The following is a 21,341-nucleotide window of genomic DNA, read 5'->3' as shown; positions in this document are numbered from 1 at the left end:
GCGCTGCGTCGGCGCGAGCGCCTCACGCGCCGGGCACCTGCCACGTCATCACCTGGACCGGCGCCGAGCGCACCGACTCGCCCGCCGAGTTGAGCGCGGTGACCTGGAACGTGTAGAGCGTGCCGTGCCGCAGCCCGGTGGCCGTGAACGCGGGCCCGTAGGACCAGCCGACGAGCTGCCCGTCGCGGTAGATCCGGTAGCCGTCGGTCGCGGTCTGCACCGCCTCCCAGGCCAGCCATGCCTGGTACGCCTGCGCCGAGGCCACCAGCGACCGGGTGGCCGGGGGCACCTGGCTCTGCGCCGCCATCGTGTTGACCGCCACCGGGGCGGTGGGCTGGGATTCGCCGGCCCGGTTCACCGCGGTGACGTGGAAGGAGTATCCCGTGCCCGGGGTGAGCCCGTCGACCACCTCGCTCGCGGTGGTGACCGAGCGCAGGAGGACCCCGTCACGGTAGATCCGGTAGGCGGCCGCGCCCGGCGACTCGATCCAGCTCAGCCGGACCGAGTGGCTGGTCGTCTCGTCCGGCAGCGGCATCGCGGGCGCCGCAGGCACGCGCACGGTGCTGTCCGGGCCGCTCAGCACGACGTCGTCGGCCTGGTACGCGTCCTGCGCGTACCAGCCGTGCAGGTAGATCCGCACGGTGTCGGCGGTGGCCGTGAACGTGGTCGACAGCTGGGTCCAGGCGCCGCTGGGCGGGGTCCAGGCGACACCGTGGTCGTGGCCGAGGAAGGCGTATCCGCCGCGCACCCAGGCGGTCAGCGTGTAGCTCGCGCCCGGCTGCACCGGCACGGTCTGCGCGCAGCGGGCCAGGGAGGTCTCGGTCGGCGTCCCGGTGAGCGAGCGTGCGCCGGTGCGGGCCGGGCCGGCCTGGCCGGTGCCGGGCTCACAGTCCCAGGCCGACACCGTGGTGTGCTCGGGGTAGCGGGCCTGTTCGAAGGAGCCGTTCGCGGCGAGGCCGCCCGCGCCGGCGTGGGCCGGGGAGGGCAGGGCGACGGCGGTCGCCGCGGCCAGCACGGCGAGGAGGACGAGGCGCCGCATGATCACTCCATACTGTAAGGTTTCCTGTCTAATTGCGACGCACAGTAACGGCGGCGATCCGCGCCTGTCAATGGTTCGGCGGTCAGGCCGTGTCGAGGTCGTTTGAGAACAGGCCGGAGCCGCGCACGTCGCCGCCGCGCCACCACAGCCGTATTGCGGCGACGGCCTGACCCCGGTCGAGGAAGCAGGCGGTGGGGACGGTTAGGAAGTCGTCCCAGGCCACCCGGCGCCTGGTCCCGTCGGGCGCCCGGCCTCCGCGGGTCACCTGCTGGAACAGGTCGTCGTCGGTATGGATCAGCGCCCACCCGTCGGCCGCCACGCAGATGCCCAGCGAGTCCTCGGGGGTGTCGGCGTCCCGCCACAACGTGAGCCCAGGCAGGTAGCCGACCCCTGCCGCGGCGTGCTCGGCCAGCGCCAGGTCACCCAGGCGCTCGACCTCGGCCGGTTCGGTGATCTCGCCGCCCACCTCGGCGTGGGTGTGCGGCCGGTAGTAGCGCAGATAGGCGGGCGGCACGGCCGTCCCCTTTCGTCGGGGTCGTCGCGCGGCTCACCCCGCGATGTCGACCGGCAGCGAGTTGAGCCGCCCGACGAGCGTGTGCAGCGCCTCGATGACGAGCCGGCGATCGTAGGTCAGCACCGCATCGTAGAGCTGCGTCTCGCCGTCGAGCGGGTGCCGCTCCGGCTCGGCCTGCCGGGCGATCAGCGCGGCGGCGAAGTAGCTGCCCACGGCGATCAGGGCCCGCTCCTCCTGCAGCGGATCGTCCTCCGGCAGCGGCACCACGTGCACCCCGGCACCCAGCGGAGCGGGTGACTCCTGCCCCAGCACGGCCACGGCGACCCCGCGCTGGGCGATGTGGGAGTACGTCATCCAGTCCTGCTCGGAGAACGGCGTGCTGGCGGGGGCCGCGGCCAGCAGCAGCCGGACCGCGTCGGTGTGCAGGGCCATGTCCTCCAGCAGCGCACACATCGGAGTCAGCATGCGCCGGCTCATGCGCAGTGCGCGCGCCCGCTCGCCCGCCACCGAGAACGGGGTGGTCGCGCAGACAGGGTAGGGGTCGACCCGGGGGAGCGCCTCGGCCGACAGCGGCACCTCGACGGCGGGCAGCGGGCCGGGCTTGCCGAAGAGCCAGCCCTGGCCGAACGTCGCGCCCATCGCGCGGGCCGCCTCCAGGTCCTCCGGGGTCTCGATGCCCTCGCAGAGCACCGCGGCGCCGGTGGCGGCCGCCTCCGCGCACACTGAGTTGATCACGAAGGTGCGGGCCCACCCGGGCACTCGGCTCTGCGTGATGCTGCGGTCCAGCTTGATCACGTCGGGCGCCAGTACCGAGATCATGTTGAGGCTGAACGGGTTGACGCCGACGTCGTCGATCGCGATCCGCCCACCCCGCTGCCGGAACGAGGTGACCGCGTGCAGGATCGCCGCGGGATCCCCGGCCCGGCGCTCGGTGATCTCGAGAACCAGGTTCAGCTCCTGCAGCGCGTGCTGGTAGGTGGGCAGCAGATCGATGGGGCACGGGGTGCCGAAGGTCGCCGGATCCACATTGAGGAACAGCGGCACGTCGCGCACGCCCGAGTCGAGGAATCGGGCGCAGGCGTTGATGCCGCACACCCAGTCCAGCTCCGCCAGCACCCCGCGGCGTTCCGCCTCGGCGAACAGAGCCAGCGGCGCGTGGTACAGGCTGTCGGCCGGACCGCGTGCGAGCGCCTCGTACCCGACCGTCTGCTCATCACGGAGCGAGACGATCGGCTGGAAAACGGGGTAAACCTCCCGATCTGCCAGCAAAGCGCTGAAATCGTCATTCACAGCGGGCATAGACATCGCCGCCTCGAACGGGACCTCGCTGAGTGCACAAAACGATCCGTCAGCCTCCGATGGTAGTCGTGCCGGACGCCCCACGCGCCTCTCACCTCGGCAACTGGCACGCCTGGTGGGGGTGTGACATCCTCGGCCCTCTGCCCCGATCGCCGTTCCGCCGTCACCCTGCGAGGAAGGGCAACATACCGATGAGTCTCACCGTGCCGCCCCGGTCGGGGCGTCACCGCAGCCGCATGTCCCGGCAGCGCCGTGTCCTGTTCATCGTCGGGGGCGTCGCCGCCGTCACGGCGCTGAGCGTGGCCGCCGCGTTCTCCCTGACCGCCCTGACGGCCGGCGCGGCCGACCCCGAGGTCCCGTCCGCTCAGGCCACCGGCACGGCCTCCGCGTCGGCGGCGGTGACCGCGTCCGCCTCGGCCGCGCCCTCACCGTCGGCCGTGGGCGGCTGCGCCAGGCCCGCCGCACCCGCCCCGGCGGTGCGGGTCACCGAGGTCAAGCTCGGTACGCGGGTGGTCGGCTACGGCCGCGAGGGCGACACCGAACCGCTGCCGATGGCCCTGGCGGCCGACCCGAACGGCGGCTCCTGGCTGGCCTGGCTGGGCACCGACAAACGCGTCCACCTGGGACGGCTCGACTGCGCGGACCGTCTGGTCGGGACCCCCACCAGCTTCGCCGGCATCGACCTGCAGGACGTGCACGCCGACGCGACGGGCGGGGTGCTGCTGGTCACCCGGCGCGGCGAGTGCGGCAGCGGCCCGCTGTGCGGCGGCTCGTCCAGCCCGTGCAACACGATGCACATGATCCGCTTCGACACCACGGGCCGCCAGGTGTGGGAGCGGCAGGTCACCAACCTGGGCGGCGGCCGCCGGGGCTACGACGACGGCGCCCGGTTCGTCTGGTGGTACCAGCACCACGGGCGGCTGGCCACCGACGGGAGGAACTACGCGGCGTACTTCGGCGTGGCCATCACCGTCCGCAACGGCAACTGCGTGGACATCCACGAGGGCGACCGGATGCAGGTGGTCGACGCCGAGGGCGACCTGGTCTCCCGGCACCGGGACGCGTTCGAGGTCGGGTGCAGCCACAGCTGGACCACCCGCATCGTGTGGGACCCGCGCGTCAGCCGGTTCGTGATGGTCTGCGCGACCGACAACGGCTGCCGTATCGCGCAGCCCGACCCGTACCGGACGGTGGCCGCCGGGACCTGCGACGGCGCCCTGTTCGGCGGCGACCTGGTGCTGGCCGCGCAGAAGGGCTACTGGACGGCGTGGAGCCAGGGCGGGCAGGTGCGGCTGGAGCGCTTCACCACCGGCCGCGCCGACGCGACCGTGCGGACCGGGGTGCGCTCGTCGCATCCGCACCTGGTGGCCTACGGGCCGGGCCGGATGCTGCTGGCCTGGGCGTCGGGCTCGTCGATCGCCGCCCAGGTGTACGACACGGCCGGCGGCAAAGCCGTGGGCGGCCGGTTCACCATCGGCGTCAGGGACCACGACTACCAGGCGTTCAAGCCGTACCCGGACGGCAGCGCCGCCTACCCGGCGGCGGGCTCGGGCAGCTCCTCGATCCGCATCGCCCGGGTGCTGCCGCTGAGCGGCTGACCCGCCGCCGGACCGGCCGGGCCGTCCGCAATACGGCGGAATGTCAGACCAGCGGCCTACGGTGTGGGGGAATCAACCGATCGATGGGGGATGCACCATGTCCGTGTCCGCGAAGACCCTGACCCGCGAGCGCGCCGACCTGCTGGAGACGCTGGCCAAGCACCGCTACTTCCTGCGCTTCACCGCGCAGGGGCTGACCGACGAGCAGGCGTCCGCGACCCCGACCACGAGCGCGCTCAGCGTGGGCGGGCTGATCAAGCACGTGACGCTGACCGAGCGGCAGTGGGCGCGCTTCGCGGTCGAGGGCGCGTCGGCGATGAGCGGCGCCGACGGCGAGAACGACTGGGCCGACGGGTTCCGGATGGTCCCGGGGGAGACCGTCGAGAGCCTGCTGAAGGCATACGAGGAGGTCGCTCGGCACACCGACGAGCTGGTGGCCACGCTCGACCTGGACACCGCGCACCCGCTGCCGGAGGCGCCCTGGTTCGAGCAGGGCGCGGCCTGGTCGGTGCGCCGGGTGCTGCTGCACATCATCGCCGAGACGTCCCAGCACGCCGGGCACGCCGACATCATCCGCGAGACGCTCGACGGCCAGAAGACGATGGGCTGACGCCCGCCCGGGCCCCGGTGCAGGCCCGGCCGGGCAGCGCGTGATCTCCTTGGGGCGCCGACGTCACGAGGAGATCAGCCATGCTTCAGCGCTACGACGCCCGCAACGCCGACCTGCGGTACTGGGTCAACGGCGTCCTGCGCCACCGGGACGAGCCGGGGATCTCCCCGTTCGACTCGGTGGTGCAGGGCGGCGACGCGGTCTGGGAGGGCCTGCGCCTCTACCACGGCCGGATCTTCGCGCTGGACGCGCACCTGGCCCGGCTGCGCCGCTCGGCCGCCGCGCTCGGCTTCGCCGCCGTGCCGTCCGACGCCGACATCACCGCGGCGATCACCGAGACGCTGCGCGCCAACGACATGAGCGACGGCGTGCACCTGCGGCTCACCCTGACCCGCGGCGTCAAGATCACCAGCGGTATGGACCCGCGCCTCAACCAGGCCGGCTGCACCCTGATCGTGCTGGCCGAGCACAAGGCGCCGGTGTACGACACCACGGGGCTCAAGCTGGCCACCTCCAGCGTGCGCCGGCCCGGCCCGGACGTGCTCGACCCGAAGATCCACCACAACAACCTGATCAACTCGATCCTGGCGAAGATGGAGGCGACCCTCGCCGGGGCCGACGACGCGCTCATGCTCGACGGGCGGGGCTTCGTCGCCGAGACCAACGCCACCCACCTGTTCGCGATGATCGGCGGCGTGCTGGCCACCCCGCGCACGGTCGCCTGCCCGGAGGGCATCACCCGGGCCACCGTGCTCACCCTCGCCGCGCAGGCCGGGCTCGACGTCGAGGTGCGCGACATCTCCCTGGCCGAGATGTACTCCGCCGACGAGGTGTTCTGCACCGGCACCATGGGCGAGATCGCCGGCGTCACCCAGCTCGACGGCCGGGTGCTCGGCGACGGGAACATCGGCCCCGTGACCAAGCAGCTCGCCGAGGTCTACCAGGCCCACGCGCGCAGCTCGGGCACGCAGGTGCTGTAGCCGCCTCAGGCGGTGACGCGGTGGGCGTGCAGCTCGGCGTAGTACGGCTGCGCGGCCTCGACGAGGTGGCGCAGCCGGTCGGGCACCCGGGCCGGGGCGGGGTCGTACGCGGCGAAGCCGGTCGACGCCTCGACCGAGGCGTACCAGTGCGGCGCCCACACGCCGTCGGTGTCGCGCGGGCCGGGCGCCCAGCTCAGCATCGCCGGATCCCAGGCGATGCCGAGCGCGGCGCAAAGCTTCGACAGCACCCCGGCCGGATCGCGCAGCAGGTCGGCCGAGTCCACCACGGGGCCGCCGTGCGCCCGGAAGATCTCCGCCTGCTGGACGTAACCCAGGTCGGCCAGGGTCGGCTCGCCGCGCACCTTCGCGTACGACGCCACCACGTGCGCCGGGTCGCGGATCAGGTACGCGTTCGCGAGCGCGCTCAGCCAGTCCCGGCCCACCTCCGGCAGCAGGTGGTGGGTCATGTGCTTCTGGTAGTGCACCGTCACGCCCTCCGGCAGCGGGCCGGTGAGCTGCGCGGCGACGTCCTGCCAGCGCTGCGGCTGGCTCGCCAGCACCGCGTCGCGCCCCGGGTGGTCCAGGCCGGTGGCGGCCAGGTAGTACGCGTACAGCGGCTCGTCGACCACGGCCGTGTCCGGCCGGGCGCCGAAGCTGCGCATCAGCGCGGTGGACACGTTGCGCGGCCCCGACCACATCGCCACCCGCGTCACCATCGCGCCGCCTCCTCGCGTCCGCACCCGTGTCAGTGCCGCAGCGTACCTCCCGCGTTGCCGCCCCACCCCGGACCGGCCCGGCGTAGGCTCGGGTGACCTGCGCTTCCGGGGGCGAGCATGGCGGTGTACGACAGCGGTAGCACCGGCTTGATCATCACGGACCCGTACAACGACTTCATGAGCGAGGGCGGCAAGCTGTGGCCCCGCCTCAAGGACGTCGCCGAGTCCGTGCACCTGCACGAGCACATGCGCGAGATCGTCGTCGCGGCCCGCGCCGCCGGGATCACGGTCCTTTACTCCCGCCACCGCCGCTGGCGGCCCGGCGACTACGAGAACTGGCGCAACGCCACGCCGTACCTGCAGCGCGCGGCGAAGCTGCAGCTGTTCGCGGCGGACAGCTGGGGCGGGCAGTGGCATCCCGACTTCGAGCCCGAGCCCGGTGACGTGCTGCTGCACGAGCACTGGGCGCAGAGCGGCTTCGCCAACACCGACCTCGACGTGCAGCTCACCCAGCGCGGCCTCGACCGGATCATCCTCATCGGGCTGCTCGCCAACACGTGCGTGGAGTCCACCGCCCGGTTCGGCATGGAGCACGGCTACCACGTCACCCTGGTCCGCGACGCCACCGCGGCGTACACCGCCGAGGCGATGCACGCCGCGCACGAGATCAACGGCCCCACCTGCGCCAACGAGATCACCGACACCGCGAGTCTGGTGCGGGTCCTGGCCGGCCCGTGAGGGACCGCGCGGGCGGCCGCCGTGCCGTGGCGTTGCGCCGATGGACGGCCGCGCCACCGGCACCCTGCGCGGTGCCCGGATCATCCTCTGGTTCCAGTTCGCTCTCGTCACGGTGGTCTTCGTCGGCTCGGTGCTGCCGCTGCTGTCGGCGGCCGTCGGCACCGGCGACCTCGCCGGGCTGGCCGATCCCGGTGCTGCTGCTGACGCCGTACGGCGCCCAGCTGCGGATGTGGCTGCTGGACTGAGCCCGGGATCGCGGATCGCCTGCCGCGCTCAGGCTCTGGTGTGCGCCTTGAAGAAGTCCCACATCGCGTCCGTCGCGGCGACCGGCGCGTCGGGCTGGGCCATGCCGCCCTGCTTCGCGCCCGGCCAGCTGTGGCCCATCGCCGCGATGTCGTAGACCAGCACCCGGCTGCCGTCGCCGCACTTGAACCGCTCGATCGTGAGCCCCTTGGCGGGCCGGATCGTGTGCGGCCCGTCCGGGGTGCAGGCCAGCCGCTCGCGCCACGCGGCCAGGCCTGCGGTGAACTGGGCGTGGTAGCGGTCCTGCGCGCCGATGAAGGTGACCAGCGAGACCGGTTTCGCCGGTCGGTACGCCGGATCGCTCAGCGCCCGCCCGCCGATGCCGCCGCTGACCGGGGCGACCGCCGCGAACACGTCGGACAGCTCGATCGCCAGCCGCACGGACATGTCGCCGCCGTTGGAGATGCCGGTCGCGTACACCCGCGCCGGATCGGCCTTCCAGCGCCGCACCATCCGGTCGACGAGCGTCCGGATCAGGCCGACGTCGTCCTCGTCGCCGCAGCAGATCAGCGCGTTCATGCCGCCGGACCAGCCGTCGGGGTAGAGGACAAGGAAGCCCTCGCGGTCGGCCTTGGCGCTCATGGCGCTGGTCTCGGCGACCGCGTCGCCGCTGCCCGGGAACGCGTGCATGACGACCACCAGCGGGAGCCGCTTCGTCCCGTCGTACGACGGCGGCGCGTGCACGGTGAAGGTGCGGTCCCTGCCGTTCCACCGGGTGCTCAGCCGGTGATCGCCCGGCGCGGGCGTCTCCACCGGCTCCGGCGCGGCGCTGGGGCTCGGCGCGGGCCCCGGTCCCGCGTCCGGTGCGGCCTGCTCGCAGCCGCTGGCAGCGAGCAGCGTGAGCACCAGCATCGCCGGCATCCGGCGCAGACGAATCGCGATCACACAAAGTGGACGCGCCGAACCCGCCGCGCGGTTGCCCCGCCCCACCCGCCAAGATCGCGTCGATCTTGCGCGAACTGTTGCCCATATGCCCTGTTTGGGCGTGTCGTCCCCACAGTCCGCGCAAGATCAGCGCGATCTTGGCTGAGCCCACGGGGGGTGGACCGGGGCGGCGGCGTGGCTGCCCCGGTCCGGGTTCGGGTCAGGCGCGCGAGCTGTAACTGACGAAGGACTGCGGCGAGGCGGGGCTGCCGCTCGCCTTCCAGCAGATCACGTTGCGGACCAGCACCACCGAGCCGGACAGGGTCCACACGTTCTGCAGGTTGCAGTACTCGTTGCCGCCCTTGTATCCGGTGACCTGGATGTGGCCCTCCTTCACGCCGACCTTGTGGAACTCGATGTAGTGCAGCCCCGCGCCGGCCGGGGTGAGGTTGTTGACCGAGCCCACGGAGTTGTAGCTGGCCGTGCCGGGCCAGCCGGGTGTCCACAGGTAGGCGAAGTGGTTCGGCGGGCTGAACGCGCCGTACACGGAGCGCTCGCGGTGGTAGGTCAGGTCGAACCAGCTGTCGGCGGGCGCGCCGGTGTGGTCGTAGCAGCGCACCACCACGTCCACCCCGTTGGGCGTGACCTGCCAGGTGTCGACCTTGCAGCGGCGGGGGCTGTTCCCGTGCTGCGCGGTCACCTGCAGGTTGCCGGCGAGCGCGGTCCCCCCGACGCCGGGTAGGAACACCCGGTAGGTGCCGGTGCCGACGCCGAGGTGCACCGAGGTGTTGATCCCGCCCACCGGGTTGTACGAGGTGACCGTGCCGCCGGTCGACTTGCCCTGCAGGTAGGCGTAGGTGCTGGGCCCGGGGAGCAGGCCGGAGCTGGTCGAGTACATGACCGTGAACGCCGACCAGTCCTGGGTGACGACGGCGCCCGTGTACTTGTAGCACTGCACGTCGACGATCTGGTCCGCGCCCAGCGGGAAGTAGTTCCACACCTGGCACCAGCGCGGGTCGCCCGCGACCGCGGTCACGTGCGCCACGCCGTTGGTGGAGGCGATGTTCGGGAAGACGACCCGGTAGCGGCCGACCGCCCCCGGGCTGACCGTGCTGTTCTGCACGTTGTCGCTCTTCCACTGCCGGGCCAGGTCCATCAGGTAGCCGGCGGGCGGCAGGGGCTTGTCCATGAACGCGAACGCCCAGCGGTCGGGCGTGGCCGCCTGGGCGGGCGCCGTCGCGACCAGGGCGGCGCCCGCGCCGAGCAGGGTCGCCAGCAGCGCCGGCAGGATACGGCGGAGTCTCATCGGATACCTCCGGGGGAGGGGGCAGGTGCCGCCACGCTAAACGCATGCATAGCGATGTATCGATGTAGAGACCTAGATCTGCCAGCCGGGCCCGTCCGGGCCGGTCAGCGCCGGGCGGCGCGCCAGGGGGCGGGGCGGCCGTGCAGCCACCACTCCAGCCGCCGGGTGATCCACGGCAGCAGCAGGTACGTCATGATCGGGGTGAGGCACAGCGTAATGAGCAGGGTGCGCGACACCAGCGACACCCCGGCCAGCACCCGCGAGGCGACCGCGTTGGCCGCCAGGCTGAGCGGGAAGAACACCAGCCAGATGGTGACCGCCTGCTTCCAGCGCGGCGGCGCGGCCGGGCGCGCCTCCTCGATGCTGTGCTCCTGCGGCGGGTCGAACCAGCCCTCGATGCCGGTCCGCCGCTCGGTGCGGGCGTGCTCGACGATGCCCTGCGCCGACGACAGCCACCACTGCCGCTGCGCCGAGCGCTCCCACCCGGCCAGCGCCGCGGCGTCGGCGAACCGGTAGAGCATGTGCCACTCGGTGGAGCCGGGGCCGGGGCGCACCCAGCCCGCCCCGAGGAACCCGGGGAACTCCTCGGCCAGCGTCGTGCCCGCCCGCATCCACGCGATCATCTCGCGGGCATGGCTGGGATCGGCCCGGCGGGTGATCGCCACGGTCACCGGTACGGCGTCGCTGCTGCTCATGCCTCCATCCAACACGGCCGGGCGGCGCCGCGCTGTTACGGAGATCAACACCGGTGCTGCGTCACACCGGCTCAGTGCCGCAGGCCGCCCACGACGGTGCCCACGCTGTCCCAGAACTCGGGGTTGCCGAACACGTACGACAGGAACGGGATCAGCAGGCCCAGGTTGTTGAGGCTGAACCAGCGCCGCAGCCCGGCGTCGACGGGCCACCGCGGCACGGACTGCAGCACGGCGTACCAGTCGGCCGCGGCGGCCAGCCGGCTGCTCAGTGCGTCGTGGTCGTCGGCCGTCGACACCAGTGCCTGCCGCAGCGCACCCATCGACGCCGACAGCCGGTCGGCCTCCGCGGCGAACCTGCGCCGCCAGGCCGCCATCAGCCGGTGCACCCGCAGCATGGGCAGCAGGAAGACGAGCACCTCGAACACGATGGCGACCGCGAGCAGCGCCAGGTAGACCGGCCGCCAGGCGAGCTGGTCCGGGGCCAGCGCGGGGATCGCGAGCCACCACGCGGTCAGGTACACCGCCGGGATGGCCGCGACCAGCGACTGCTGGAAGTAGAAACGCCCGATCGGGCGCATTCCGGCCGCGCCGTCCGGGTGACCCGGGGTGATGACGAAGCTGTCGTCGGCCACGTGCAGCATCCGCCACGCGAACCCGAACGCGACCAGTCGGCCCAGCGACTGGCCGGCCACCACCCCGGCCAGGGACTGGAAAACGATGACCGCCGGGTTCAGGGTCAGGAAGTCGCCCAGCCGCGGCGCGGCCACGACCAGCCACGCGACCAGCATGACGCCGCCGAGCAGCGCCCCGCATACCAGGCGGGTACGCCGCACCCGCCGCCGCAGCGTCCGCCGGAAGACGCCCACCTCGCGCCGGGGCGCCCGCAGCGCGCCGCTGTCGAGCAGGTGCCGCAGCGTGTCGGTGAACCGCGCGCCCATGCCCTCAGCCGCCTCGACGCCGACCAGCAGCGCGGCGACGCCGGTCAGGTAGAGCCAGTCCCACCCGGCGGGGTCTGGCCCGTGCGCGAACGCGATGGCGAGCACGGCGGCCGCCGCGACGGACAGCAGCGCCAGCCGGCGCGGCACCGGGCGCGGGCGGCCGCCGGACGGGCGCAGCGCCAGCCCGCCGATCACGGTGATCATCCAGCCCTCCGGCAGGGCCCGGCCGGGGCTGACACCGTGACGCAGCTCGACCAGGGCGACCGTCGCGCCGGTCACGGCCGCCGCCAGCCAGGCGAGCCGCCTGCGCGCTTGCCTGGCGGAGATCGGTGCAGGTGGCACGGGATGGCTCCCTCGGCAGGACCGGTCGACTGCGACCGATGCTGCCGTACCCGCGGCGGGTCTGTCGAGAATGTATCCAGCACCCGTCAGGCGCCTCCTACAGGTGCGGCGCAGTCGCGCCGCGACCACCCGGAAGAGGAGCCATCATGTCCGAGCACCGCGCCAGCCCGCACTTCCGCAAGTCGACCCGCTGCAACCCGGAGGGCGGCTGCGTCGAGGTCGCCCGCACCGACGGGGGCGCCCTGGTCCGCGACGCCAAGAACCCCGACAGCCCGGTGCTGAGCTTCACCGAGCAGGAGTGGCAGGCGTTCGTCGGCGGCGTACGCGCCGGCGAGTTCGACTGACCGTCCACCGGGCCCGGCGCATGTCGCCGGGCCCGTCCCTCACAGCTCCTGGAGCAGCTCCGACAGGATGATCCGGCCCGCCGCCTCGATCAGCGCCAGGTGTGAGAACGCCTGCGGGAAGTTGCCCAGGTGCCGCCCGGCGTCCACGTCGAACTCCTCGGCGTACAGGCCCAGCGGCGAGGCGATGTTCAGCAGCCGCTCCATCATGTCCCGGGCCCGGCCCATCTCACCGACCACCGCCAGCGCCGACACCAGCCAGAACGAGCAGATGAGGAACGTGCCCTCCTTGCCGCTCATGCCGTCGTCGGTCTGGTCGGTGCGGTAGCGCAGCACGAACCCGTTCTCGCTCAGCTCGTCGGCGATCGCCTCGACCGTGTCGCGCAGCCGCTGGTCGTCCGGCGGCAGGAAGCCGAACAGCGCGGCGAGCAGCGTCGAGGCGTCCAGCGCGTCGGTGCCGTAGTGCTGGCGCAGCACGCCGCGCTCGCTCACCCCGTGGGCCAGGATGTCGGCCCGGATCTGTTCGGCCGTGTCCCGCCAGCTCGCGGCCTGGGCGGTGTCACCGCGGATGTCGGCCAGCTGCGCGGCCCGGTCCAGCGCCACCCAGCACATCAGCTTCGACGACACGTAGTGCTGCGGCTCGCCGCGCGCCTCCCAGATGCCCTGGTCCGGCTGCTGCCACACCTTGGTGGCGCACTCGGCCTGGGACACCACGATCGGCCACAGCCGCCGCGGCAGGCGCCTGCTGTGCCGGGTGTGCAGCAGGATCGAGGCGAGCACGGCGCCGTAGACGTCGTTCTGGCGCTGCTCCCACGCGGCGTTGCCGATGCGCACCGGCCGCGCGCCGTCGTAGCCGGACAGCTCGTCACGGGTCGACTCGGGCAGTTCCCGGCGGCCGTCGATGCCGTACATGATCTGCAGCGAGCCGTCCTCGGTCGGTTCGACGTCGGCGACGAACTGCATGAACTCCTCGGCCTCCCACTCCAGGTTCAGCCAGTGCAGCGCCTTGAGCGTGAAGGTGGTGTCCCGCATCCAGGTGAAGCGGTAGTCCCAGTTGCGCTCGCCGCCCGGCGTCTCCGGCAGCGACGTGGTCAGCGCGGCGACCGTGGCGCCCGTCGGCATGTAGGTCAGCCCCTTGATGACCAGCGCGGACCGCTGCAGCGGCTCGCGCCAGCGGTGGTCGGGCACCCGCGCCCCGGCCAGCCAGGTCCGCCAGTACTCCGTGGTGGACTCGATCATGGCGTGCGCCTGCTCGCCGTCCGGCGGCACGGCCTCCGCCTCGGCCCACGACAGCACGCAGTACGCCCGGTCGCCGGCGCGCAGCACCCGCCGCGCGCGGACCCGGTTGCCCTCCACGCCCAGCGGCAGGTCGGTGCGGATGCGCAGCTCGCGGCTGCCGTCGCCGGCGGTGGCGGTGGAGGGCTCGGCCGGGTCCATCACCCAGACCGCCGGGTTGCGGCCGTAGTCGAACACCGGCTCGCACACCAGCTCCAGCTCCACCTCGCCCTTCAGGCACAGCGCGGTGCGCACCAGCAGGTGCGCGGCGTCGTTGTCGGCCGGCGGCCGGGTGTGCGGGGTGACCACGTCGGGCGTGCCGCGCGGGCCGATGACCAGCGCGTCGGTCACCAGCAGCCAGCCCGCCTGCGTGCGCCAGGTCGTCTCCAGCACGTTGGTGCCCGGCCGGTACTCACGCGCCGTCGGGTGCGCGATCGCGTACGGCGCGAACCGGAACATGCCCGCCTCGCGGTCCAGCAGGCTGCCGAACACGCTGGGGGAGTCGAAGCTCGGCACGCACAGCCAGTCCACCGAGCCGTCCGGTGCGATCAGCGCGCCGGTGTGGCAGTCGGACAGGAACGCGTACTGCGCGATCGGCGGGAACGGCGAGGGCGACGCGGCGCCCGGCTCCGCCGTCGCCGCCGTGTCGACCGCGGTCACCACGACGCCCGCCGGAAGCTGATCCTGGTCCGCATTCTCGTCATCCCCGATCCACGGCCGAGAGTCTGTTTGGTGATATTTTATGGACCATTGCGACTCGCCAAGCTGACTTCGGCCGGAGGCCCGGTTGGACCTGATCCGTCTCCGGCTGGTCAGCCCACCGCACCGCACCGACCGCGTGGCGGCCGCGCTCGCCGCCGACCCATGCGTGCTCAACCTGGCGGTACGCCGCGACGCGATCCAGCAGCCCCCCGGCGACCTGCTCGAATGCGACCTGCTGCAGGCGGCCGCCGACCGGGTGCTGGCGACCCTGCGCGCGCTGGAGGTCGACCGGCACGGCTCGCTGACCGCCGACCCGGTCGCGCTGGCCCTGTCCGAGCACACCGACGCCGTCGCCGCACGGCTGCCGCGCCGCCTGTCCCGCGCGCCCGTCTGGGCCGCAGTGGAGGCGCGCATCCGCGCCGACGCCGCGTACACCCCGAGTTTTCTGCTCCTGCTGGTCGTCGCGGGGGTGATCGGTGCGGTGGGGCTGCTGACCAACTCGCAGATCCTCATCGTCGCGGCGATGATCCTCGGACCCGAGTACGGCGCCATCACCGGCGTCGCGCTGGGCCTCGACCGCGGCGAGCGGCGCCTGGCCGGGCGCGGCATGCTCGCGCTGACGGTGGGCTTCACCCTGGCGGTGCTCGCCGCCTACGCGTTCACCCTGCTCGTCAGCGTCGCCGGACTGGTGCCCGAGGCGTTCGCGCGGGGCATCCGGCCGGTGTCCCACCTGATCTACACCCCCGACTTCTACTCGGTGACGGTGGCGCTGCTGGCCGGCATCGCCGGGGTGGTCGCGCTGGCGCACACCCGCTCCAGCGCGCTGATCGGGGTGTTCGTATCCGTCACCACCATCCCGGCCGCCGCCGACGTGGGCGTCTCGCTCGCCGTCGGCAGCCCCGGCCAGGCGGGCGGCTCACTGGTGCAGCTGCTGCTCAACATCGCGATCCTGATCGTCACGGGCTTCGCGACGCTGCGCGCGCAGCGCGCCATGTGGGCCCGGGTCGCCCGGCGTCATCCGGGCGGCTGAGCGGCCCGGTTCTCCGGTTCGGGCTCTGGCTCGCCCGCCGCGGGAGAGAATGATTGCCTGCCCGGTCCGCCGGAACACGGGGAAGAACATCATGAGCGCAGACGTGAACGTGGTCATCGTGGGCGGCGGCCTGGCCGGGGTCGCCTGCGCCAAGCGCCTGGCCGGCAAGCCCGGGATGCGGGTCGAGCTGATCGACCGCGCGGGCTTCCAGCAGTTCCAGCCGCTGCTCTACCAGGTCGCCACGGCCGAGTTGACCTCCAAGGACGTGCGCTTCGACCTGGACCGTCTCTTCCGCCACCACCCGAGCGTGAACGTGCGCAAGGACGACGTGACCGCGATCGACCCCGGCGCGATGACGGTCACCCTCGCCTCCGGCGACACCCTGACCGCCGATCACCTTGTCCTCGCCGCCGGTGCCCAGCCGAACTTCTTCGAGACCCCCGGCGCCCGCGAGCACGCGTTCCCGTTGTACAGCGTCGAGGACGCGCTGCGGGTCCGCGGCCGGGTGCTCACCGTGTTTCAGGACGTCGCCGCGAACCCGGCGCTGGTCGACGAGGGTGCGCTGAACTTCGTGATCGTCGGCGGCGGCCCCACCGGGGTCGAGACCTCGGGCGCACTGGCCGAACTGGTCCACGACGTGATGCCGGGGGTGCACCACGACGTGCCGTGCGCCGAGGCGCAGATCATCCTGGTGGACGGCGGGCCGACGCTGCTGTCGGCGTTCAGCCACGAATCCGGCGACTACGCGGCCCGCCAGCTCAAACACCGCGGCGTCCTCCTGCACCTGGGCACCCGCGTGCAGGAGGTCACGCCCGAGTCCGTCACCCTCGCCGACGGCACGGTCATCAAGACCAGGCTCGTGGTCTGGGGCGGCGGTGAGAAGGCCGCGGACATCGCCGCCGCCTCCGGCCTGACCGCCGGGCACGGCGGGCGCATCCAGGTCGAGCCCGACCTCAGCGTCGCCGGTCACCCGCACGTCTACGCCATCGGCGACGTCGCGAACATCCCGTACGGCGACGAGGCGGCGCTGCCGCAGCTCGGCAGCGTCGCGCAGCAGTCCGGCCGGTGGGTCGCCGACAACATCGTCGCGCAGAGCCGGGGCGAGGCGCCGCAGCCGTTCCACTACCGCGACAAGGGCATCATGGCCATGATCGGCACCAAGGCCGCGGTCGCCGAGATCGGCCCGCACCGGCACGAGATCCACGGCCGGTTCGCGTTCGCGGCCTGGCTGGGCGTGCACCTGGAACTGCTCAGCGACATGGGCTCGAAGATCCACTCATACGTCACCTGGGCCGAGGAGTTCTACCTGCGCCCCAACCACCGCTCCGCCAAACTCCTCGACCCGACCCGCATCGACACCCCGGCCATCAACTGGGACGAGGACTCCTGACCCGGATCCCGCCCGCCCGACCCGGTGCCCGCGTCCGCCGCGTCCGCCGCGCGGCCGCCTTGATCACCGGACTTGCCTGGCACCTGGGCGAAAACCGGCCCAAGATACGGCCATGTGCCAGGCAAGTCGCGCGATCTAGGGGGCGGCGCCGCCCATGGACGGTGCTGCTTGTCGCGGGGCTGGCCGGGCTGGTGGACCGGGTCGGGTCACGCTGCCGATTCGGCAGGCTTCAGGTCGGGCTGGGCAGGGACGGTCAGTTTCGCGGTGAGCTGGGTGAGGGTGCCGGCGAGCTGGCCGACCTGGCCGGTCAGCTCGTCGACGCGGGCGCGCAGGGCGGCGGCCTCGGCCACGGCCGCGTCGCGTTGCACGGTGAGCACGGTGACGTCGGTCTGGCGCTGCTGGGCGAGGGACTCGGCGGCGGCGCGGCCGGTCTCGGCCGTGGCCAGGGCGGACTGCGCGGCTGACAGCTCCGCGCGAGCGGCAGTGGCCTGCTGGGCGTGCTCCTCGCGGGCCGCGGAGAGCTCCCCCTGCACGGCGGTGAGCTGCTGCTGGGCGCGGGTCAGGTCGACCTTCGACGCCTCGGCCTCGCGGGCGGCCTCCTCGGCGGCGGCGCGGGCCAGGTCGAAGGCCGCCTGGACCTGGTCCGCGGCCGCACGGGTGGCATCACGGTCGCGGTACGCCTCAGCGCGCAGCGCGTCAGCGGCGGCCTGATCCCGCCGCGCGGCGTCCCGTTCGCCCAGCGCCGCGGTGGCGGCGCGCGCGGACCCGGCCGCCGCGGCATCGGCCCGTTCGGCACGTTCGGCCTGCTCCGCGGCGTGCTGCCGGGCGGCGGCGACGTCCCTGTCGGCGGCCTCACGGGCGGTGCGGATCGCGGCCTCGGCACGCTCCTCGGCGTCGCGCTTGGCCAGCTCGGCGTCGGCGCGGGCGCGCTCGGCGGCGTCGGCGGCCTCACGGGCGAGGCGGGCGGCGCGCTCGGCGTCGTGACGGGCCTCGTCACGCTCGGTGTGCGCCGTGGCGACCTGCCCGGCGGCCTCGGCCCGCACCTCGGCGAGCTGGCGCTCCACGCCGGTGGGGGAGAGTTCCGCCTCCAGCGCCTCGGTGAGGGTCTCGGCGACCTGCTCCAGCCGCTCGACCACCTCGAACGCCTTCGCGACCTGCCCCGCGAGCCCGGGGGAGTTGCGGTGGCGCAGCCGGCTGTTACGTGCGGCGGACTGGCAGGCGCCGTCGTTGTCGCGGCAGTAGCGGAACGGCCGGCCGGCGGAGGCGCGCTGGACGACCGGCTTGCCGCAGTGCGCGCAGGGCCGGGTCGTCTCTTCGGTGTGCGGTGTGGACATCAACTGCGCAGCGTAGCGGCTCGTGGCTCGAACTGGTGTGCGGGGCACGTGCTGCAGTTTCGGGGAAACTGCAGCACCCACCCTCGGCGTTCGTGCGCTTTCCCCGAAAATGCACAGAACCAGTCTCCTAGGACGGTGTAGGGGCGGTGCCCTCGCACACCGCCTGGCCTTCCAGGCCCTGGCCCGGTGCCGGCCGCGCCAGGCCGAAACAGGGGCTGGCCTTTCGACGGATGTGGATCCGGCTGCGGCCTCACTAGCCTTTGAAGACTGACCGCACCTCGACGGGGAGGCCTCATGGAAGCGGCTGTGCTGCACCAGCCACGGATAGCCTGGGACGCGGCCAGGATGCTGGTCACCGCGGCGGAAGCCGGCGGCGCGCACTTCGAGTGGTTCGCCGACGAGCTGGCGGCGGTGCTCGGGTCCGCCTGGCGCCAGCCGCTGGAGCAGACCCGGACGCAGCTCGCGGCCGCGGTCCGGCCGGACGTACGCAGTGTCGAAGCGGGCAAGTGGCGGTTCAGGCTGGAGGACGCCCTGCGGACCCGCCCGGATGTTAGCGCGCCGATGCACTCGCTGGTCCGCTCGGCCAGGGTGCGATTCGCCCACCTCGGCTGATCCAGACAGCCACCATCACCGCACGGACAAGCACGCCATGCCCTATATCCCAGAATCCTAGGATGGCTTACGGGGTGTGACCCCCCGCGCCCCAGAAGACCAATGCGGACGGGCTTCGCCCGGCTCACCGACTGAAGAGCGGGGCTTGGGCGATTTGTCGTTGTTAAGGTGAATCGACGTCCAGCGCACGGGGAGCGCTACATGCTCGATTTACTGGCCGCGACCGAGCCCGCGCAGCTGCTGCCCGCGCGCTCGCAGATGGCCTTCACACTGATGTTCCACATCATCCTGGTGCCGCTCGGGGTGGCGCTGCCCGCGATCATGCTGATCGCCGAGTACAAGGGCCTCAAGCATCGCGACCGCGCGGCGCTGACCCTGGCCCGGCGCTGGTCGCACGTGGCCGGCGTGACGTTCGCGGTCGGCGCGGTGTCCGGCACGGTGCTGTCGTTCGAGATGGGCCTGCTCTGGCCGGGCCTGACCGGCAAGTACGGCGACGTGTTCGGGCTGCCGTTCGCGATCGAGGGCATCGCCTTCTTCCTGGAGGCCATCCTCGTCGCGATCTACATCTACGGCTGGAAGCGGCTCAGGCCGTGGACACATTTCAAGCTCGGGCTGCCCATCCCGCTCGTCGCGCTGGTGGGGGCGTTCTCCATCATCGCGGCGAACTCGTGGATGAACACCCCGGCCGGGTTCACGCCCGGACCGAACGGCTGGCCCACCGACATCGACCCCATCGCCGCGATCTTCAACAAGGCGCTGCCGTGGGAGTTCCTGCACTTCGCGTGTGCCGCGTACATGGCGGCGGGGTTCACGGTGGCGTCGGTGTACGCGGTCGGCTGGCTGCGCGGGCGCCGCGACCGTTACCACCGCCTGGGCTTCCTCATCCCGTTCACGGTCGCCGCGATCGTCACGCCGCTGCAGATGGTGGTCGGCGACCTGATCGCGGTCTGGGTGTTCCAGGAGATGCCGGTCAAGTTCGCGGCCATGGAGGTGGTCACCAACTCCGGCACGCACCAGGCGGAGATCTTCTTCGGCCGGTACGACTCGGCGACCAACACGGTGTCCGGCGGGCTGCGCATCCCCGACCTGAACTCGATCCTGGCCGGCAACAGCCCCGACACCTATGTGCAGGGGCTGGACGCGGTCGCGCCGGCCGACCGGCCGTCCAACGTCAACATCGTGCACTGGGCGTTCGACGTCATGGTCGGCATCGCCACGCTGCTGATGCTGTTCGTCGTCTGGTTCGCCTGGCACTACTGGCGCAAGCGTGAGTTTCCGCAGTCGAAGCTGTTCCTGTGGCTGGCCGCGTCGGCCGGGGTGCTGACGTACATCGCGATCGAGGCGGGCTGGATCGTCACCGAGGTGGGGCGGCAGCCGTGGATCGTGTACGGCTTCGAGCGCACGTCGAGCGCGGTGACCGGCGCGGACGGCATCTGGCTCAGCTTCGCGGTGGTCGTGGTGCTGTATCTGCTGCTGGCGGTCGGCACGGTGGCGGTGATCCGGGCCATGGCTCGCCGGTGGCGGCGGGCCGACCTGGGCGATTTCGTGGACGAGGCGGTGCCGTACGGGCCGCGGCCCGAGGTCGAGGCGGCGGGCAGCGAGAAGGCACCGTCGTGACCGCCGCGGACGCGGTGGCGGTGCTGGTCGTGCTGGCCGTGACGCTGTACGCCTGGTCGGGGCTGGCCGACTACGGCGCCGGGTTCTGGGACCTGTGGGCGGGCGGCCGCGAGCGCGGCGCGGCGGTGCGTTCGATGATCGACGCGGTGATCACGCCGGTGTGGGAGGCCAACCATGTGTGGCTGGTGTACCTGCTGGTGCTGACGTGGACGGCGTTCGGGACGGCGTTCGCGTCGGCGATGACGACGCTGTACATCCCGCTGATGCTGGCGGCGCTGGGGATCGTGCTGCGGGGGGCGAACTTCGCGTTGCGTAAGGATGCGGCGCGGGCGGGGCGGCGGCACGTGGCGGGGGTGCTGTTCGGGCTGGGGGCGGTGCTGACGCCGTTCTGCCTGGGTGCGGCGCTGGGCGGGATCATCGCGGGCCGGGTGCCGCCGGGCAACGCGGCCGGTAACGAGGTGACGAGCTGGTGGAATCCGACGTCGATCCTGGTGGGGCTGCTCGCGGTGGCGATGGGTGCGTTCCTGGCGGCGGTGTATCTGATCGCGGAGGCGCATCGGCGAGGGCTGCCGGTGCTGCGGGAGTACTTCCGGCGGCGGGCGCTGTGGACGGGGGTGGTGGCGCTGCTGTGCGGGATCGGTGCGCTGGTCGCGCTGCGGGGTGATTCGCCGGAGATGTTCGACCGGTTCACGACGCGAGGCGGGGTGCTGCTGGTGGCGGGGGCGGTGCTGCTGGCGCTGACGTTCATGCGGGCGGCGCGGGGCGGGGTGCGCGGGTTGCGGCTGCTGGCGGCGGGCGGGGTGGCGGCGCTGGTCTGGGCGTGGGGGGTGGCGCAGTACCCGTACCTGCTGCCGTTCGGGCTGACCATCGCGGATGGTGCGGGAGCGGCCATCACGCAGAAGTGGATGCTGGCGTGGTTCGGGGTGGCGCTGGTGACCCTGGTCCCGGCGCTGGTCACGCTGTACGTCCTGGATCAGCGCGGCGAGCTGGGTGAGGATCCGCTGACGTCGCTGGAGGCGGGTGAGCCGGGCGACCTGAGGCCGTGAGCCGCTGTGCTGGGTTGCTCCCGTCATGTCGTGCGGCGACGTGGCGGGAGTT

Annotated in this window: 20 protein-coding genes; 10 read left to right on the top strand and 10 right to left on the bottom strand. The window is 72.7% G+C overall.

The genetic code is table 11. The features are described 5' to 3' along the window. Nucleotides 1-22: 22 nt before the first annotated feature. The 3 genes from Cba03nite_RS08480 to Cba03nite_RS08470 all read right to left on the bottom strand — a co-directional run bounded on the left by Cba03nite_RS08480 (nt 23) and on the right by Cba03nite_RS08470 (nt 2,843). Nucleotides 23-1,039, bottom strand: coding sequence for a fibronectin type III domain-containing protein (locus tag Cba03nite_RS08480; RefSeq protein ID WP_203743804.1), 1,017 nt, complete (start codon nt 1,037-1,039; stop codon nt 23-25). A gap of 82 nt (nt 1,040-1,121) precedes the next feature. Beyond that, a complete protein-coding gene (locus Cba03nite_RS08475; RefSeq protein WP_203743802.1) occupies nt 1,122-1,553 on the bottom strand; it encodes a hypothetical protein in 432 nt (143 codons plus the stop codon). 33 nt (nt 1,554-1,586) lie between these two features. After that, on the bottom strand, nt 1,587-2,843 hold the full coding sequence (locus tag Cba03nite_RS08470; RefSeq protein ID WP_203743800.1) for a sensor domain-containing phosphodiesterase: 1,257 nt from the start codon (nt 2,841-2,843) through the stop codon (nt 1,587-1,589). Nucleotides 2,844-3,043: 200 nt separating this feature from the next. Between Cba03nite_RS08470 and Cba03nite_RS08465 the strand changes: the two genes are divergently transcribed. The 3 genes from Cba03nite_RS08465 to Cba03nite_RS08455 all read left to right on the top strand — a co-directional run bounded on the left by Cba03nite_RS08465 (nt 3,044) and on the right by Cba03nite_RS08455 (nt 6,040). Beyond that, nucleotides 3,044-4,450, top strand: a complete 1,407-nt coding sequence (locus Cba03nite_RS08465) for a hypothetical protein (RefSeq protein WP_203743798.1) — start codon at nt 3,044-3,046, stop codon at nt 4,448-4,450. A gap of 97 nt (nt 4,451-4,547) precedes the next feature. Then, entirely contained in the window at nt 4,548-5,060 is a 513-nt protein-coding gene (locus Cba03nite_RS08460) for a DinB family protein (RefSeq protein ID WP_203743796.1), read from the top strand. An 80-nt stretch (nt 5,061-5,140) separates the two neighbouring features. Further along, nucleotides 5,141-6,040 (top strand): aminotransferase class IV, encoded by a 900-nt coding sequence (locus Cba03nite_RS08455; RefSeq protein ID WP_203743794.1) that lies wholly within the window; start codon nt 5,141-5,143, stop codon nt 6,038-6,040. Nucleotides 6,041-6,045: 5 nt separating this feature from the next. Here the strand turns inward: Cba03nite_RS08455 and Cba03nite_RS08450 are convergent, their stop codons facing one another. Next, entirely contained in the window at nt 6,046-6,756 is a 711-nt protein-coding gene (locus tag Cba03nite_RS08450) for a sulfotransferase-like domain-containing protein (protein ID WP_203743792.1), read from the bottom strand. Between the two features lie 117 nt (nt 6,757-6,873). On the opposite strand from Cba03nite_RS08450, the gene Cba03nite_RS08445 reads away from it, so the two are divergent. Further along, a complete protein-coding gene (locus tag Cba03nite_RS08445) occupies nt 6,874-7,494 on the top strand; it encodes a cysteine hydrolase family protein (RefSeq protein WP_203743790.1) in 621 nt (206 codons plus the stop codon). A gap of 273 nt (nt 7,495-7,767) precedes the next feature. Here Cba03nite_RS08445 and Cba03nite_RS08440 read toward each other — a convergent pair whose 3' ends face one another. The 4 genes from Cba03nite_RS08440 to Cba03nite_RS08425 all read right to left on the bottom strand — a co-directional run bounded on the left by Cba03nite_RS08440 (nt 7,768) and on the right by Cba03nite_RS08425 (nt 11,942). Next, a complete protein-coding gene (locus Cba03nite_RS08440; RefSeq protein WP_239125564.1) occupies nt 7,768-8,682 on the bottom strand; it encodes a CE1 family esterase in 915 nt (304 codons plus the stop codon). 199 nt (nt 8,683-8,881) lie between these two features. Next, on the bottom strand, nt 8,882-9,967 hold the full coding sequence (locus Cba03nite_RS08435; protein WP_203743788.1) for a hypothetical protein: 1,086 nt from the start codon (nt 9,965-9,967) through the stop codon (nt 8,882-8,884). A gap of 104 nt (nt 9,968-10,071) precedes the next feature. Continuing rightward, nucleotides 10,072-10,662 (bottom strand): antibiotic biosynthesis monooxygenase, encoded by a 591-nt coding sequence (locus Cba03nite_RS08430; protein ID WP_203743786.1) that lies wholly within the window; start codon nt 10,660-10,662, stop codon nt 10,072-10,074. A gap of 71 nt (nt 10,663-10,733) precedes the next feature. Beyond that, nucleotides 10,734-11,942 carry a hypothetical protein gene (locus Cba03nite_RS08425; RefSeq protein WP_203743784.1) on the bottom strand — a complete coding sequence of 403 codons (1,209 nt, stop codon included), beginning with the start codon at nt 11,940-11,942 and terminating at the stop codon, nt 10,734-10,736. 146 nt (nt 11,943-12,088) lie between these two features. Here Cba03nite_RS08425 and Cba03nite_RS08420 point away from each other — a divergent pair, with 146 nt between their 5' ends. Next, nucleotides 12,089-12,286: a DUF397 domain-containing protein gene (locus Cba03nite_RS08420; protein WP_203743782.1), complete on the top strand. Its 198-nt coding sequence runs from the start codon at nt 12,089-12,091 to the stop codon at nt 12,284-12,286. A 39-nt stretch (nt 12,287-12,325) separates the two neighbouring features. Here the strand turns inward: Cba03nite_RS08420 and Cba03nite_RS08415 are convergent, their stop codons facing one another. Next, on the bottom strand, nt 12,326-14,218 hold the full coding sequence (locus Cba03nite_RS08415; protein WP_203743780.1) for a glycoside hydrolase family 15 protein: 1,893 nt from the start codon (nt 14,216-14,218) through the stop codon (nt 12,326-12,328). 127 nt (nt 14,219-14,345) lie between these two features. On the opposite strand from Cba03nite_RS08415, the gene Cba03nite_RS08410 reads away from it, so the two are divergent. Next, nucleotides 14,346-15,290 carry a DUF389 domain-containing protein gene (locus Cba03nite_RS08410; protein ID WP_203743778.1) on the top strand — a complete coding sequence of 315 codons (945 nt, stop codon included), beginning with the start codon at nt 14,346-14,348 and terminating at the stop codon, nt 15,288-15,290. A 91-nt stretch (nt 15,291-15,381) separates the two neighbouring features. Next, nucleotides 15,382-16,680: an NAD(P)/FAD-dependent oxidoreductase gene (locus Cba03nite_RS08405; protein WP_203743776.1), complete on the top strand. Its 1,299-nt coding sequence runs from the start codon at nt 15,382-15,384 to the stop codon at nt 16,678-16,680. 206 nt (nt 16,681-16,886) lie between these two features. Here Cba03nite_RS08405 and Cba03nite_RS08400 read toward each other — a convergent pair whose 3' ends face one another. Then, on the bottom strand, nt 16,887-18,014 hold the full coding sequence (locus tag Cba03nite_RS08400) for a coiled-coil domain-containing protein (protein ID WP_203743774.1): 1,128 nt from the start codon (nt 18,012-18,014) through the stop codon (nt 16,887-16,889). A 294-nt stretch (nt 18,015-18,308) separates the two neighbouring features. Between Cba03nite_RS08400 and Cba03nite_RS08395 the strand changes: the two genes are divergently transcribed. The 3 genes from Cba03nite_RS08395 to Cba03nite_RS08385 all read left to right on the top strand — a co-directional run bounded on the left by Cba03nite_RS08395 (nt 18,309) and on the right by Cba03nite_RS08385 (nt 21,289). Then, nucleotides 18,309-18,626, top strand: a complete 318-nt coding sequence (locus Cba03nite_RS08395) for a hypothetical protein (protein ID WP_203743772.1) — start codon at nt 18,309-18,311, stop codon at nt 18,624-18,626. 201 nt (nt 18,627-18,827) lie between these two features. Next, a complete protein-coding gene (locus Cba03nite_RS08390; RefSeq protein WP_203743770.1) occupies nt 18,828-20,243 on the top strand; it encodes a cytochrome ubiquinol oxidase subunit I in 1,416 nt (471 codons plus the stop codon). Continuing rightward, the gene (locus Cba03nite_RS08385; protein ID WP_203743768.1) at nt 20,240-21,289 is read left to right on the top strand and encodes a cytochrome d ubiquinol oxidase subunit II; all 1,050 of its coding nucleotides are present in this window, start codon (nt 20,240-20,242) and stop codon (nt 21,287-21,289) included. The genes Cba03nite_RS08390 and Cba03nite_RS08385 overlap by 4 nt, the downstream gene beginning before the upstream one ends. The last annotated feature ends 52 nt before the right edge of the window (nt 21,290-21,341 follow it).

The organism is Catellatospora bangladeshensis, from assembly GCF_016862575.1.
In the GTDB taxonomy this organism is placed as follows: domain Bacteria; phylum Actinomycetota; class Actinomycetes; order Mycobacteriales; family Micromonosporaceae; genus Catellatospora; species Catellatospora bangladeshensis.
The sequence above is the reverse complement of the archived record's forward strand: the minus strand, read 5'-3'. Positions and strand labels throughout refer to the sequence as shown.

Coding starts and splice junctions, on each gene's coding strand:
- Cba03nite_RS08435 (WP_203743788.1), bottom strand. CDS start 9,967: ATGAGACTCCGCCGTATCCTGCCGGCGCTGCTGGCGACCCTGCTCGGC.
- Cba03nite_RS08405 (WP_203743776.1), top strand. CDS start 15,382: ATGAGCGCAGACGTGAACGTGGTCATCGTGGGCGGCGGCCTGGCCGGG.
- Cba03nite_RS08420 (WP_203743782.1), top strand. CDS start 12,089: ATGTCCGAGCACCGCGCCAGCCCGCACTTCCGCAAGTCGACCCGCTGC.
- Cba03nite_RS08430 (WP_203743786.1), bottom strand. CDS start 10,662: ATGAGCAGCAGCGACGCCGTACCGGTGACCGTGGCGATCACCCGCCGG.
- Cba03nite_RS08455 (WP_203743794.1), top strand. CDS start 5,141: ATGCTTCAGCGCTACGACGCCCGCAACGCCGACCTGCGGTACTGGGTC.
- Cba03nite_RS08460 (WP_203743796.1), top strand. CDS start 4,548: ATGTCCGTGTCCGCGAAGACCCTGACCCGCGAGCGCGCCGACCTGCTG.
- Cba03nite_RS08400 (WP_203743774.1), bottom strand. CDS start 18,014: ATGTCCACACCGCACACCGAAGAGACGACCCGGCCCTGCGCGCACTGC.
- Cba03nite_RS08465 (WP_203743798.1), top strand. CDS start 3,044: ATGAGTCTCACCGTGCCGCCCCGGTCGGGGCGTCACCGCAGCCGCATG.
- Cba03nite_RS08390 (WP_203743770.1), top strand. CDS start 18,828: ATGCTCGATTTACTGGCCGCGACCGAGCCCGCGCAGCTGCTGCCCGCG.
- Cba03nite_RS08395 (WP_203743772.1), top strand. CDS start 18,309: ATGGAAGCGGCTGTGCTGCACCAGCCACGGATAGCCTGGGACGCGGCC.
- Cba03nite_RS08450 (WP_203743792.1), bottom strand. CDS start 6,756: ATGGTGACGCGGGTGGCGATGTGGTCGGGGCCGCGCAACGTGTCCACC.
- Cba03nite_RS08445 (WP_203743790.1), top strand. CDS start 6,874: ATGGCGGTGTACGACAGCGGTAGCACCGGCTTGATCATCACGGACCCG.
- Cba03nite_RS08480 (WP_203743804.1), bottom strand. CDS start 1,039: ATGCGGCGCCTCGTCCTCCTCGCCGTGCTGGCCGCGGCGACCGCCGTC.